Genomic DNA, 14,362 nt, shown 5'->3' with positions numbered 1-14,362 from the left:
TTCAAAATGAAGTTCGGATCTGAATTCTCCTCCCCAACCTGGTTGGGATTTACTAATAATTCAAGCTCAACCGTCTCACAAGCTGTGAAGAGCGTCAGAAGCGAAGCAAGAATTGAGATTTTAAATATATTTTTCATAATAGGATTATTAATTTTTTAGAATGTTGCTTTAACGCTAAATGAGTAACGTCTGTTAGAAGGTCCAGTTTGGAATTCAAGTCCCTGACCGTTACCTACACCTGTACTCAATGCCTCTGGGTCAATATTGAACGCCTGAGGGATATTGAATGTTCTTACGTAAAGGTTTTGTCCGGAAACAGCAAAAGTTACATTTCCAAATGGAGTTTTTTCTAACATCTTTTCAGATAGAGAATAAGTAAGAGATACATCACGAAGTCTCAAGTGAGAAGCATCGTAGATACCTTGTCCTACTGGGTCAACTAAACTGATGAAGTAAACATCATTCGCACCAATTTGAATTTGGTTTTCGATAGGGTTACCGCCCTCATCCAGAAGTAGCTCACCGGTGTTCGGGTTAGCTAGTATACCTGGAATAACGAAGGTACCTTCACGATTATCTGTATTCACGGTTGTTACACCACGTCTGTAGTACTGAGTAGCAGTCTGAGAGAAAATATCACCTCCGTGCTGGTATTCTACCTGAGCAGATAATGTTAAATTTTTGTACGTAAATGAGTTGATAGACGTAACATTCCAGTCTGGGTTAGGATCACCCACAGTTTCAATTGGAAGACCTAAGTCATCACTGTCGAAAATCTTACCTGAGTCAGGGTTGATCAATAGTGCACCATTTACACCTAGACCTGGACGATCCTCGAATCCTTCGATCACAGGGTTCGCTGGGTCATAACGAACAGCGTAGCTACCTTTGATTACACCTAAAGGCTCACCTTCAGCTGCGTAGTTACCTAGTCCGATAAATCCGGCAAATGGGAAATCTTCAAGATCACCTAATTCAGTTACTATGTTTTCGTAAGCTGTGAAATTGTTTTTAATATCCCAGCTAAAATCTTTTGTCTTAAGTGGAGTAAGATCTAAACCTACTTCAATTCCTTCGATCTCAGAACTTGCAATGTTATCGGCGATAGTACTGAAACCTGTAGAAGGGTTAAGCGGTCTACCTGGTACAATTTGATCGTCGATGAAACGCTTGTACAAGGTAAGGTCTAGAGAGATTCTTCTGTTGAAGAAGTCAGCCTCAGCACCTACTTCAAACTCTCTTTGAAGTTCAGGCTGAAGGTCACGATTCAATCTTGCCCCAGGGTTAGATGCAGTTGTAACGTTAGCACCTCCAGGAGGGAAGAAGGTACCGGAAGCCTGAGCTAGTACTCCTCGAGTGTTATATGGACCAGGGAAGGCCGCAGACGTACCATAAGCAGCTCTGAACTTAAGGAAGTTCAATGCTCCGTTCGTTGACACACCGTCAAGAGAAGTCGGGATGAAAGAAAGGGAAGCACCAGGATAGAACAGTGATCTGTTCTCAGATTCCAATGTAGATCCCCAGTCATTACGACCAGACAGTACTAAGAAAAGGAAGTTGTCATATTCGAAAGTTGCTTCAGCATAAGCACCAAGAATGTTACGCTCCTGGAAGAAATCCAATCCACCGTCATCATAGGCGGTAAAGTTGTTGTGATTCCAGAAGTTAAATACAACCTGTCCTGTACTCAAAATACCTGAACGCTCAAACGTATCACGTCTTGCGTTGAAACCAAGAACTGTAGATAGTCCTAAGTTCTCAGCAAGGTTAATGTTACTGAAACTCACGTTGAAGTTGTGGTCGTAAATATAATTGCTGATGTTAGCCGTACGGAATACACCGGATAGGTTAACAACGTCACCCTTTGCCACTCGGAATTCCTGAGTTTCTGCATAGGTATCGAGACCGAAACGGTAAGTTGCTAAGATGTTATCTGAAATTTCGTAGCTGGTAGTTAGCTGTCCGTAGAAACGGCTGTTCACCTGCTCAGTTCCTGAATAATTCAATAACCAGTAAGGGTTATTCTGGTCACCACGATAGTAAACACTCTCTCCAGTAGAAGGATTCTCGAAAGGAAGACTTTGAAGATCCAGGTTTCTAGGAATGAAAAGAAGACGTGTAAATAATGACACAGATCCTGCGGCGTTATTCGCTGCAATTGGAGGTGTGTTTACACGAAGGTTACTGTAGTTTGCAGTTGCTGAAACTGAAAATTTATTTGAAAGTTTAGTAGTACCACCCATACCAATATTGTAACGGGTAAGTCCATTGTTTGGGATATAACCGTCTTCAGTGGTATAACCAAAGTTCACGTTGTACTTACTTCCACCGTCGCCAGGAGAACCAGCGATGTTTACGGAAGTGGCATGACCTAATCCCGTTCTGAAGAAATCACTAACGTTGTCAGGAGCTGCTTCATAAGGAATTTGAAGTCCGTCGAACTGAGGGAAGATATCTCCCTGAGATGCATACGGGTGATCGATCATTAAACCAAGGTCAAAACGCGCACCCCAGTTACCAACGAATCCAGGGTTAGGAGCGTTGTTCGCACCTTGACCATAATCGTTTTGATAATCTGGGAGGTTAGAGATTTGAGTGGCATATACCTGTTGAGAGAAAGTAATCTCGAATTTTTTGTTTTGGTCTTTCTTACTACCACCTTTGGTTGTGATCAATACTACACCATTTCTACCTTGCTGACCATATAGTACAGCGGCACTCAAACCTTTAAGTACCTGAATAGATTCGATGTTGTTTGGATCTAAGTCAAGGAAACGGCTACTAGTAATCGAGTTACCACCGGCAAAACCTGTAACGTTGTTAGTTCCACTGTCGAAAGGAACACCATCTACTACGAAAAGTGGCTGGTTGTTACCGTTAATCGAACTCTTGGAACGAATCACGAAGTTAGTACCAGAACCAGTAGCACCACCAGTACCTGTTACCTGTACCCCGGCAACTTTACCGTTCAGTGTTCTAACTACATCGGATTCCGGCTTGTTCTCAACGGCTTCCGCTTCAATTGTACTTACGGCATAACCTAGCGTCTTACGCTCCCTGGCAATACCATAACCGGTTACAACTACTTCGTCAAGAACGGCTGCGTCTTCCTCCATTTGCACACTCATAGTGCTCGTAGCAGCAGTAACGGCTTGCTCCATAGTTTTGAAACCAACGTAACTGTATACGAGTTTCTGGCCTACACTAGCCTGAATGGAATAGTTACCATCGAAATCAGACTGAGTACCAGTAGTCGTACCCTTTACGACAATGTTAACTCCAGGTAAGGGTAATCCGGTATTATCAGACACCGTTCCGGAGATTGTTTTTTCTTGTGCGAACGTAAGTTGCACTACAAACGCTAGTAATAGCGTTAAAATTCCACTAAACTTTGTTCTCATTTTATAATTTATTTGAATTAGCCAATGCCAAAAATCACAATAAAAAGTTAATTACACAACTTTTCACACTTAAAATTTGCTTTTTTTTTTACCGAATTGTTAAGCCATTGTTAGCTTTATTCAGAATCGTGAAGTGAGACTCAGGTGGATTTTTGTGTTCGAAAATTTGAAATTCTGATTTTCCGAAATTCCATTGGCAAAACTGAATTTTAAAAGTCCGGCTTTTGTGAATAATCCAAGCCCGATTCCGAAGCTGTAAAGTTCTTCTTCCAGCTGGTTTATTTCATTCTCAAAATATCCGAAATCAATAATACTGTGAAGATAGAATCCGGCATTGAAACGATAACGGTATTCTGTGTTGAAAACCGTGTACAGGCTGGCGTCTATACTGTTTTCATTAAAGCCCCGAATGCTGTTGATTCCCCCGAAGCGAAAAAGCTCATTGGTTAGAAAACGATCACTTAATAGAACACTGGTGTTATTCTGGATGAAAACTAAGTTGTTATAATTAAGCTCGAACAAATTGTAAGCCCATAAACTCAGCCGTGTCTGATCTTCGGAGACTTCACCAAAGTCCCTGCTTCCGAATTCCGAATCAATTGTCACCTGGGTCTTAGCAGGAAAGAGCGGGTCGTTTTGCCTTCGTATGAATTCAACTCCGGCAAGGAAGAAGCGTCCATCGTAATCCTCAATTGCACTACCGACCAGGTTTTCATCCAGCAGGTTGCTGGACTCCGAGGCCTTGTAGCCAACATAAATAGATGAAGGGGGTGTGATCTGGTAACTCACTTTGGCGATCTGATCTGTGGTCACAAACGTGCTGTCCCGCTTAAAGATCTTTAATTCGAGTTCGGCACCAACAGGGCTTCCGAATAAATAAGGCAAGCGAACCCTTGCTCGGAAATTTTGCTGTTCGTTTCCATCTGCCTTGTAGTTAACGAGTAATTGCTCACCAAAGTTCAGATTGTTGTTAAGTTCAAGATTAAGATAACCGTTGAACTGTATCCTGTTTGTTTCTTCATCTGTTGCAAACCCCAATATCCCGTCGAACAAATTGTTGTTCCTTTTTTCCAGGTAGAAGTAAATGGTTGTCTTCTCTTCCTCGAATAATACCTCCGGAGCTTTCCGGGTGTTTACAAATCCCAGGCTGTTCAAAACATCATTTTGTTCGTTTATCTTGTTTCTGTCGAATGGCCTTCCCGTCTTTATCCCGGCGAAATGCTTGAGGAAAGATTTAGGGAATTTCGGGTATCCCTTTACCGCGATGGAATCTATTCTTCTCGCAACACCTTCATCCAAAAGCAGGTTGGCGACTATACTATTGTCTTCCCCTTTTCTGAAATCGCTGAGTCGTATTCGTGCAAATGCTTTCCCGTCTCCGGTTTTGATTTCATTCAGAAGGGTAAGTGCATTTTCAACATTTGGGAAGGTGAGTATGAAATGATCGGTTTCCACCTTATCGGAAATTCGCGATAATTCTTTTTTGCTGAATAGCTCGCGGTTGTAAAGTACTTTCAGGTATCGATACTTGGTCCCGAGAATATAGCTGGCTTCAAATACTGAATCATTCTTCCGGTCGATCTGCTGAAGCGCTGCTTCCAGGTAACCGTACCTTTGAAGCTTGTATTGTAGGGTGTCGGCCTCCTTTTGAAGAGAACTTAAATTGGGATGCTTCGGAACGATCTCCAGGCTGTCTTTCAGTTCATTTGGAAAGGATGTTTCAGCATTAACTTCAAGAAACAATTCCTGAGCGATCACATTTCCATATTGCAGGTTATATATATTAAGGTATAAGAAAATGTAGAAAATTTGCTTCAAAGAGGTGTTCTTTCAACTGTAAAACTAACGTTTCGACGGTAGTTTTCATATCTCATTGACTTGATTTTTACAAAGGGTCTAAAAATAAATTTTCTATGGTTTGATTAATCCATATTAATTTTTACCTTTGCACGCCCTTTTATAGGGGAAACTGTATAAATTATTTAAGTATAACAAGGATTTTATATGCCAACTATTTCACAATTAGTACGAAAAGGAAGAGCCAAAATAACCAAGAAGAGTAAATCGGCTGCTTTGGATTCGTGCCCGCAACGCCGCGGTGTGTGTACACGTGTATATACTACTACTCCTAAGAAACCAAACTCTGCTATGCGTAAAGTAGCGAGGGTTAGGTTGACAAACGGAAAGGAAGTAAACGCGTACATCGGTGGTGAAGGTCACAATCTCCAGGAGCACTCGATAGTATTGGTTAGAGGTGGAAGGGTGAAGGATTTGCCAGGTGTTAGATATCACATTGTACGAGGAGCTTTAGACACCGCTGGTGTTGAAGGTCGTCTGCAAAGAAGATCTAAGTACGGTGCAAAACGCCCTAAGAAGTAATTCAAAAAACTTTAAAGAGAAGACATGAGAAAAAGAGCAGCCAAGAAAAGACCACTTTTACCGGATCCACGATTTAACGATCAGTTGGTTACGCGTTTCGTGAACATGATGATGTGGGACGGAAAGAAGTCGGTGGCTTTTAAAGTATTCTACGACGCGATCGATATCGTGGAAGAGAAAAAACAAGACGAAGAAAAAACGGCATTGGAAATGTGGAAAGATGCACTCTCGAACGTGATGCCTCACGTGGAGGTACGTAGCCGACGAGTAGGAGGTGCTACATTCCAAATCCCTATGCAGATAAGACCAGATCGTAAGATCTCTACTGCGATGAAGTGGTTGATCCTCTTTGCACGTAAGAGAAACGAAAAGTCGATGTCACAGAAATTAGCTGCCGAGATACTGGCAGCTGCGAAAGAAGAAGGTGCAGCGGTTAAAAAGCGCGTGGATACGCACAAAATGGCCGAAGCTAACAAAGCATTCTCACATTTCAGATTCTAAATAAAAAATGGCACAAAGAGATTTAAAATATACTAGAAATATAGGTATTGCTGCGCACATTGATGCTGGTAAGACCACAACAACGGAGCGTATCCTTTATTATACCGGAGTGAGCCATAAAATTGGTGAGGTACACGATGGTGCTGCAACTATGGACTGGATGGAGCAGGAGCAGGAGCGTGGAATTACCATTACTTCCGCTGCAACTACTTGTACCTGGAACTTTCCAACCGAAAACGGACAACCTACTGCGGATGCAAAGGGATACCACTTCAATATTATTGACACTCCGGGTCACGTTGACTTTACGGTTGAGGTGAACCGTTCACTGCGGGTCCTTGATGGACTTGTTTTCCTTTTCAGTGCTGTTGATGGTGTTGAGCCACAGTCTGAAACGAACTGGAGGCTAGCGGACAACTACAAAGTACCTCGTATGGGCTTTGTGAACAAAATGGACCGTCAGGGATCCAATTTCCTTATGGTTTGCCAGCAGGTAAAAGATATGTTAGGTTCAAATGCGGTGCCAATCGTATTACCTATTGGAGATGAAATAGATTTTAAAGGAGTTGTAGACCTGGTAAAGAACCGTGCGATCGTATGGCACGAAGAATCCATGGGATCTACTTTCGATGTGATCGAAATTCCCGAGGAACTCAAGGCTGAAGCAGCTGAATACAGAGGAAAACTAATCGAAGAGGTTGCGGCTTATGACGAGAACCTGCTTGAGAAATATATGGAGGATGAGGATTCTATTACTGAAGATGAGGTGCACGCTGCGCTTCGTGCTGCGGTAATGGACATGAGTATCATCCCGATGATCTGCGGTTCGGCATTTAAAAATAAAGGTGTTCAGTTCTTACTGGATGCTGTTTGTCGTTACCTACCATCACCGGTTGATAAAGAAGGGATCACAGGAATTAATCCTGATACTGAAGAAGAAGAAATTCGCAAACCCAATGTGAACGAACCATTCGCGGCATTGGCATTTAAGATCGCAACCGATCCTTTCGTAGGTCGTTTGGCTTTCTTCCGCGCATACTCTGGTCGTCTTGATGCTGGTTCTTATGTTTTGAACAATCGTTCAGGTAAGAAAGAGCGTATTTCACGTATCTACCAGATGCACTCGAACAAGCAGAACGCTATCGATTATATAGAAGCCGGAGACATTGGAGCTGCGGTAGGATTTAAGGATATCAAAACGGGAGATACGCTTTCTGATGAGAAGAACCCGATCGTTCTCGAATCTATGGACTTCCCGGATCCGGTAATTGGTATCGCTGTGGAGCCTAAGACGAAAGCTGATGTTGATAAGCTAGGTATGGCACTTGCCAAGTTGGCGGAAGAAGATCCAACTTTCCAGGTACGTACTGATGAAGCTTCAGGGCAAACAGTGATCTCTGGAATGGGAGAGCTTCACCTGGACATTATTGTAGATCGACTTAAACGTGAGTTTAAAGTTGAGGTAAACCAGGGTCAGCCACAGGTTGAATACAAGGAGGCAGTTACAAAATCTGCAGATCATCGCGAGGTTTACAAGAAGCAAACCGGTGGTCGTGGTAAATTCGCCGATATCGTATTTACTTTAGGGCCTGCAGAAGAAGGAAAAGTAGGACTTGAATTCGAGAACAATATCAAAGGGGGTAATATTCCTAAAGAATTTGTTCCTTCTGTTGAGAAAGGATTCAAAGAAGCAATGAAGAATGGTCCATTGGCCGGATTTGAAGTAGACAGTATGAAAGTGACTCTAAAGGATGGATCGTTCCACCCTGTGGATTCGGATCAATTGTCTTTCGAATTGGCTGCCAAATTAGGATTTAAAGCGGCAGCGAAGGCTGCAGGAGCTGTGATCATGGAGCCTATCATGAAACTGGAGGTATTGACTCCGGAGGAAAATATGGGTGACATTGTAGGAGACCTTAACCGTCGTCGTGGTCATGTAAATGATATGAGCGACCGTGCAGGATCTAAAGTTGTTAAAGCGGAAGTACCTCTTTCAGAAATGTTCGGTTATGTAACCACATTGAGAACGTTGTCTTCAGGTCGTGCAACATCTACCATGGAATTTTCACACTACTCGGAAACACCATCTAGCATTTCCGAAGAGGTGATCGCAGCAGCAAGAGGAACCGCTAACGTTTAATATTTCAGCAATGAGTCAGAAAATTAGAATCAAACTAAAATCTTACGATCATAATTTAGTGGACAAATCTGCTGAGAAAATCGTTAAGACCGTAAAAAGTACAGGTGCAGTAGTAACAGGGCCAATCCCACTACCAACGCACAAGAAGATCTTTACCGTATTACGTTCACCACACGTGAACAAGAAGAGTAGAGAGCAGTTCCAGTTGAGCTCTTACAAAAGGCTACTGGATATCTACAGCTCTTCTTCCAAGACCATCGATGCGTTGATGAAATTGGAATTGCCAAGTGGTGTTGAAGTAGAGATCAAGGTATAATGAACAACTGAAGCGAAAATGCTTCAAGACATGTCCGGAGCTGCGAGCAAAGGAAAAACGGAAACAAAATAAAATTCAGGGCTGAATTTATTTTGGCCCTGTTTTTTTGAAAAGCAAGTTTCCGTCCTCTTTCGCTAAAGCTTCAGAGGATAAAAGACAAGAACAGAAATAATAAATAGTAATAATTAATAAATAATAAATATGTCTGGGTTAATTGGAAAAAAGATAGGGATGACCAGCATCTTTGACGAGAACGGAAAGAACATTCCGTGTACCGTTATAGAAGCAGGCCCCTGTGTTGTTACCCAAGTCAGAACCGAAGAGGTTGACGGGTATAATGCTCTTCAACTTGGTTTCGATGACAAAAAGACTGCAAACAAAGCTGCCGAGGGCCATGCAAAAAAGGCCGGTTCAGCTGCGAAACGTCGTGTTGTTGAATTCCAGGGATTTGAAGAGGAGTATAAATTAGGTGATACGATCACCGTGGAACACTTTGCAGAAGGCGAGTTCGTGGATATTGCCGGAACGAGTAAAGGTAAAGGATTCCAGGGTGTGGTAAAACGCCACGGCTTTGCCGGGGTGGGACAAGCGACTCACGGTCAGCACAACCGACTACGAGCTCCTGGATCCATTGGTGCGGCTTCATATCCTGCGAGAGTATTCAAAGGAATGAAAATGGCCGGACAAATGGGGAATGAAAAAGTAAAAGTACAGAACTTAAGAGTGTTGAAAGTGGTTCCTGAAAAGAACCTGCTTGTTGTAAAGGGATGTGTTCCTGGTCACAAGAACGCTTATGTAACTATCGAGAAATAATGAAGGTAGCTGTAGTAGATAAGAATGGAAAAGACACCGGAAGGAAAGTAGAACTTTCTAAAGAGGTGTTCGGAATAGAGCCTAATGACCACGCTGTATACCTTGATGTTAAGCAGTACCTGGCCAATCAGCGTCAGGGAACTCACAAGGCGAAGGAGCGAGGTGAGATCGTGGGTAGTACCCGTAAGATCAAAAGGCAAAAAGGAACCGGAACCGCACGTGCAGGTAGCATCAAATCTCCTGTATTCAGAGGTGGAGGTAGAATCTTTGGTCCTAGACCAAGGAACTACGGGTTTAAATTGAACAAAAACGTCAAGCGATTGGCTAGAAAATCTGCCCTTAGTATGAAGGCAAATGACAAAGCGATCGTGGTGATGGAAGATCTTAGTTTTGATGCACCAAAGACAAAAGAGTTCACTTCTGTATTGAAGTCACTAGGACTCGAAAACAAAAAGTCTTTGTTCGTATTGGGAGAGTCGAATAATAATGTATATTTGTCGTCTCGTAATTTGAAAGGTGCTGAAGTTGTAACTAACACAGAATTAAGTACTTATAAAATTATGAATGCAAACAGCCTTGTGTTGTTTGAAGGTTCTTTGGAAGGAATTGAAACTAACTTGAGTAAATAGAAGCGAGATGAATATCTTAATCAAACCTATTATTACTGAAAAAGCTACTAACGATGCTGAGTTGAATAACCGGTATGGTTTTGTAGTTAATCCTAAGGCGAATAAGGTAGAAATCAAGAAGGCGGTTGAGTCTATCTATGGCGTTTCTGTTACTAAAGTTCGCACAATGAATGTCCGCCCGGACAGGAGAGTACGATATACAAAATCGGGAATCCAATCTGGTAAAACAAACGCGTATAAAAAGGCGATTGTACAGGTGGCGGAAGGTGATACAATTGATTTTTACAGTAACATCTAAGCAATTAGATATTAATTAGACGACAATGTCAGTAAGAAAATTAAAGCCTATCACTCCAGGTCAGCGTTTTAGAGTTGTTAATGGGTTTGACGCCATTACAACTGATAAGCCGGAGAAAAGTTTACTTGCTCCGAATAAAAGATCTGGTGGTAGAAACAGTCAAGGTAGGATGACCATGCGCTACAGAGGTGGTGGTCACAAGAAAAAATACCGAATTATTGATTTTAAACGCGACAAGGATGGGATACCAGCTACTGTTGCGTCTATTGAATACGATCCAAACCGTACAGCGTTCATCGCTTTGGTTAATTACCAGGATGGAGAAAAGCGTTATGTGATTGCACAGAACGGACTTCAGGTTGGGCAGAACATCGTTTCCGGGGAGAAAGTTGCTCCTGAGATCGGAAACAGTATGACACTTGCCAACATTCCACTGGGTACCATTATTTCCTGTATAGAGTTACATCCCGGTCAGGGAGCAGTGATGGCACGTAGTGCCGGAGCTTTTGCTCAGTTGATGGCACGTGATGGTAAATATGCTACTGTCAAATTGCCTTCAGGAGAGACCCGTATGGTTCTTACTTCTTGTAAGGCGACCGTTGGAGCTGTTTCTAACAGTGACCACCAGTTGCTTGTTAGTGGTAAAGCCGGTAGATCGAGATGGCTTGGTAGACGACCTAGAACAAGACCTGTGGTTATGAACCCGGTTGATCACCCAATGGGTGGTGGGGAAGGTAAGTCTTCAGGAGGACACCCAAGATCGAGAAATGGTATTCCTGCGAAGGGATACAGAACTCGTTCTAAATCTAAAGCGAGTAACAAATACATTATCGAACGTAGAAAGAAATAAGCTATGGCAAGATCATTAAAAAAAGGACCTTACGTTCATTATAAATTAGAAAGTAAAGTTCAGCAGAATGTTGAGTCGAACAAGAAGACAGTGATTAAAACCTGGTCTCGTGCTTCTATGATCACTCCGGATTTTGTAGGACAGACCATTGCGGTTCACAACGGGCGACAGTTTGTTCCTGTATATGTAACCGAGAACATGGTAGGACATAAATTAGGAGAATTTTCACCCACCAGATCATTCCGTGGTCACGCAGGTGCGAAAAACAAAGGAAAAAAGTAATAAGCCATGGGAGTTCGTAAAAGAGAAAGAGCAGAACAGATCAAGGAAGCGAAGAAGACACAGTACTTTGCTAAGTTGAACAATTGCCCTACTTCGCCAAGAAAGATGCGACTTGTTGCCGATCTTGTTCGTGGTGAGAAAGTAGATAAAGCGCTTAATATTTTAAGGTTCAGCCAGAAGGAAGCTTCTCGTCGATTAGAGAAGTTATTGCTTTCTGCAATCGCCAACTGGCAGGCTAAGAACGAAGATGCTTCTATCGAGGATGCAGATTTGTTTGTGAAGGAGATTCGAGTGGATAGTGGTACGATGTTGAAAAGACTTCGTCCGGCGCCACAGGGTAGAGCGCATAGAATTAGAAAACGTTCCAACCATGTTACATTGGTTTTAGGAGCTAACGATAACACACAAAGCTAAATTTTAAATGGGACAGAAGACAAATCCAATCGGGAATCGCTTAGGTATCATTAGAGGATGGGAATCCAACTGGTACGGAGGCAACGACTACGGTGACAAGCTCGCCGAAGACGACAAGATTAGAAAATATGTTCACGCTCGTTTAAGTAAGGCTAGTGTGTCCAGAGTGATCATTGAGCGTACGCTTAAACTTGTAACCGTTACTATCACCACGGCTCGCCCCGGTATCATTATCGGTAAAGGTGGCCAGGAGGTAGACAAGTTAAAAGAGGAGCTTAAAAAGATCACAGGTAAAGAGGTACAGATCAACATCCACGAGATCAAGAGACCCGAGCTTGATGCGCACCTTGTTGCTGCGAGTATCGCAAGACAGATCGAGAATCGTATTTCGTATCGTCGAGCGATCAAAATGGCAATCGCCGCTGCAATGCGTATGAATGCAGAGGGAATTAAGATCATGATCTCAGGACGATTGAACGGAGCTGAAATGGCGCGTTCAGAATCGTACAAAGATGGTCGTATCCCTTTATCAACCTTTAGAGCCGACATCGACTATGCATTAGTTGAGGCACACACTACCTATGGTAGACTGGGTGTTAAAGTATGGATCATGAAAGGTGAAGTATATGGTAAAAGAGAGCTTTCTCCCCTTGTTGGCCTGGCCAAGAAAGGTGGAAAAGGCGGATCCGGGCGAGGTGGTAATAAATCACGTCGTAGAAAGTAATTTTTTAAAGAAAAGAAAATGTTACAACCCAAGAGAACAAAATACCGTAAACAACAGAAGGGACGGATGAAAGGAAATGCCGGAAGAGGTAATCAGCTTTCTTACGGAACTTTCGGTATCAAGTCTTTAGATTCGAAATTCGTGACCTCACGTCAGATCGAAGCTGCGCGTATTGCCGCTACCCGTTATATGAAAAGGGAAGGATCCATTTGGATCATGATATTCCCGGATAAGCCGATTACCAAGAAGCCTCTTGAGGTACGTATGGGTAAAGGTAAGGGTGCTGTCGAATATTGGGCAGCCGTTGTAAAACCTGGTCGTATACTCTTTGAAGTATCTGGTGTAACTGTGGAAACAGCAAAAGAGGCCTTGCGTCTCGCTGCACAGAAATTACCGGTAAAAACGAAGTTTATTGTGTCCAGAGATTATCAAGAATAATTTATTGAAAGATGAAACAATCAGAAATAAATCAGGCGTCGACAGCTGAACTGCAGGAAAAACTTGCAGAGACTAGACAGGCGTATTCAGACCTGAAGATGGCACATACCATTTCACCGTTAGAGAATCCAATTCAGTTAAGAGCACATCGAAAAGCTATTGCGAGAATTGCGACAGAACTAACAAATAGAAAAGAACAATAACGGTACGAAGCTGAAAGATGGAAAACAGAAATTTAAGAAAAGAGCGTATAGGTGTAGTAACGAGCAACAAAATGGAAAAATCCATTGTTGTTGCCGAGACTAAAAAAGTTAAGCACCCTATGTATGGGAAATTCGTTTTGAAGACGAAGAAATACGTAGCACACGACGAACAGAACGACTGCAACGAAGGGGATACTGTAAAGATCATGGAAACACGACCTTTGAGTAAGACCAAGTGCTGGCGTTTAGTAGAAATCATTGAAAGAGCGAAGTAATCATGATACAGCAAGAATCAAGACTTAAAGTAGCAGATAACACAGGAGCAAAGGAAGTTCTTTGTATCCGGGTGTTGGGCGGAACCAAAAAAAGATACGCTTCCATTGGAGATAAGATCGTAGTAACTGTTAAAGACGCTACGCCTAATGGACAGATAAAAAAAGGTGCCGTTTCTACCGCAGTAGTGGTACGTACCGTGAAAGAAGTAAGAAGACCGGACGGATCTTATATCCGTTTCGACGACAATGCTTGTGTACTTCTGGGACCGCAGGGTGAAATGAGAGGAACACGTGTATTTGGCCCAGTGGCGAGAGAGCTTCGTGATAAACAATTTATGAAAATAGTATCATTGGCACCCGAGGTGCTTTAATGCGATATCAAGATGGCAAAGCTTAAGATAAAATCAGGAGATAACGTAGTAGTGATCGCAGGAGAACACAAGGGATCCGAAGGTCGCGTACTAAGGGTGTTTCGTGAGAAGAACAAAGCAATAGTAGAAGGAGTGAATACGGTAAAGAAGCATGAGAAGCCAAGTGCGGCAAATCCTCAGGGTGGAATTACCGAAAAAGAGGCTCCTATTCATATCTCTAACCTTTCACTAATCGATCCTAAATCAGGAGAGCCAACACGTGTAGGGTATAGAATGGAAGATGGAAAAAAAGTACGATTTGCTAAAAAATCGAATCAAGTATTATAGT

18 protein-coding genes are annotated in these 14,362 nt (G+C 42.5%); 16 read left to right on the top strand and 2 right to left on the bottom strand.

Annotation, left to right across the window (positions count from 1 at the left end; all coding sequences use genetic code 11):
• Positions 1-155: 155 nt before the first annotated feature.
• Positions 156-3,401, bottom strand: coding sequence for a SusC/RagA family TonB-linked outer membrane protein (locus tag J1N09_RS14605; RefSeq protein ID WP_265201008.1), 3,246 nt, complete (start codon positions 3,399-3,401; stop codon positions 156-158).
• A 120-nt stretch (positions 3,402-3,521) separates the two neighbouring features.
• Positions 3,522-5,219 (bottom strand): BamA/TamA family outer membrane protein, encoded by a 1,698-nt coding sequence (locus J1N09_RS14600; RefSeq protein WP_265201007.1) that lies wholly within the window; start codon positions 5,217-5,219, stop codon positions 3,522-3,524.
• A gap of 186 nt (positions 5,220-5,405) precedes the next feature.
• Between J1N09_RS14600 and rpsL the strand changes: the two genes are divergently transcribed.
• The 16 genes from rpsL (at position 5,406) to rplX (ending at position 14,361) form a co-directional block, all read left to right on the top strand.
• Positions 5,406-5,780: a 30S ribosomal protein S12 gene (rpsL, locus tag J1N09_RS14595; RefSeq protein ID WP_104812874.1), complete on the top strand. Its 375-nt coding sequence runs from the start codon at positions 5,406-5,408 to the stop codon at positions 5,778-5,780.
• A gap of 24 nt (positions 5,781-5,804) precedes the next feature.
• A complete protein-coding gene (rpsG, locus tag J1N09_RS14590; protein ID WP_265201006.1) occupies positions 5,805-6,281 on the top strand; it encodes a 30S ribosomal protein S7 in 477 nt (158 codons plus the stop codon).
• 7 nt (positions 6,282-6,288) lie between these two features.
• Positions 6,289-8,421, top strand: coding sequence for an elongation factor G (gene fusA, locus J1N09_RS14585; RefSeq protein ID WP_265201005.1), 2,133 nt, complete (start codon positions 6,289-6,291; stop codon positions 8,419-8,421).
• Between the two features lie 10 nt (positions 8,422-8,431).
• Entirely contained in the window at positions 8,432-8,737 is a 306-nt protein-coding gene (rpsJ, locus tag J1N09_RS14580; RefSeq protein WP_010181931.1) for a 30S ribosomal protein S10, read from the top strand.
• A gap of 201 nt (positions 8,738-8,938) precedes the next feature.
• Positions 8,939-9,550, top strand: a complete 612-nt coding sequence (rplC, locus tag J1N09_RS14575) for a 50S ribosomal protein L3 (protein WP_265201004.1) — start codon at positions 8,939-8,941, stop codon at positions 9,548-9,550.
• On the top strand, positions 9,550-10,179 hold the full coding sequence (rplD, locus tag J1N09_RS14570; RefSeq protein ID WP_265201002.1) for a 50S ribosomal protein L4: 630 nt from the start codon (positions 9,550-9,552) through the stop codon (positions 10,177-10,179). Before rplC ends, rplD begins: the two co-directional genes overlap by 1 nt.
• Before the next feature lie 7 nt (positions 10,180-10,186).
• Positions 10,187-10,477 carry a 50S ribosomal protein L23 gene (rplW, locus tag J1N09_RS14565; RefSeq protein ID WP_265201001.1) on the top strand — a complete coding sequence of 97 codons (291 nt, stop codon included), beginning with the start codon at positions 10,187-10,189 and terminating at the stop codon, positions 10,475-10,477.
• 25 nt (positions 10,478-10,502) lie between these two features.
• On the top strand, positions 10,503-11,327 hold the full coding sequence (gene rplB, locus J1N09_RS14560) for a 50S ribosomal protein L2 (protein ID WP_265200999.1): 825 nt from the start codon (positions 10,503-10,505) through the stop codon (positions 11,325-11,327).
• 3 nt (positions 11,328-11,330) lie between these two features.
• On the top strand, positions 11,331-11,609 hold the full coding sequence (gene rpsS / locus J1N09_RS14555; RefSeq protein WP_265200997.1) for a 30S ribosomal protein S19: 279 nt from the start codon (positions 11,331-11,333) through the stop codon (positions 11,607-11,609).
• Positions 11,610-11,615: 6 nt separating this feature from the next.
• Positions 11,616-12,023, top strand: coding sequence for a 50S ribosomal protein L22 (rplV, locus tag J1N09_RS14550; protein WP_265200996.1), 408 nt, complete (start codon positions 11,616-11,618; stop codon positions 12,021-12,023).
• A gap of 7 nt (positions 12,024-12,030) precedes the next feature.
• Complete coding sequence (gene rpsC, locus J1N09_RS14545; RefSeq protein ID WP_265200995.1) at positions 12,031-12,747, top strand: 30S ribosomal protein S3; 717 nt, start codon at positions 12,031-12,033, stop codon at positions 12,745-12,747.
• Positions 12,748-12,765: 18 nt separating this feature from the next.
• A complete protein-coding gene (gene rplP / locus J1N09_RS14540) occupies positions 12,766-13,185 on the top strand; it encodes a 50S ribosomal protein L16 (RefSeq protein ID WP_265200994.1) in 420 nt (139 codons plus the stop codon).
• A gap of 11 nt (positions 13,186-13,196) precedes the next feature.
• Entirely contained in the window at positions 13,197-13,388 is a 192-nt protein-coding gene (rpmC, locus tag J1N09_RS14535) for a 50S ribosomal protein L29 (RefSeq protein ID WP_265200993.1), read from the top strand.
• 17 nt (positions 13,389-13,405) lie between these two features.
• The gene (gene rpsQ / locus J1N09_RS14530) at positions 13,406-13,663 is read left to right on the top strand and encodes a 30S ribosomal protein S17 (RefSeq protein WP_265200992.1); all 258 of its coding nucleotides are present in this window, start codon (positions 13,406-13,408) and stop codon (positions 13,661-13,663) included.
• A 2-nt stretch (positions 13,664-13,665) separates the two neighbouring features.
• Positions 13,666-14,034: a 50S ribosomal protein L14 gene (gene rplN, locus J1N09_RS14525; RefSeq protein WP_265200990.1), complete on the top strand. Its 369-nt coding sequence runs from the start codon at positions 13,666-13,668 to the stop codon at positions 14,032-14,034.
• A gap of 12 nt (positions 14,035-14,046) precedes the next feature.
• Positions 14,047-14,361, top strand: a complete 315-nt coding sequence (gene rplX / locus J1N09_RS14520; RefSeq protein WP_265200989.1) for a 50S ribosomal protein L24 — start codon at positions 14,047-14,049, stop codon at positions 14,359-14,361.
• Position 14,362 lies beyond the last annotated feature (1 nt).

It is taken from the genome of Aureitalea sp. L0-47 (genome assembly GCF_026126405.1).
Classification (GTDB): domain Bacteria; phylum Bacteroidota; class Bacteroidia; order Flavobacteriales; family Flavobacteriaceae; genus Pukyongia.
The sequence above is the reverse complement of the archived record's forward strand: the minus strand, read 5'-3'. Positions and strand labels throughout refer to the sequence as shown.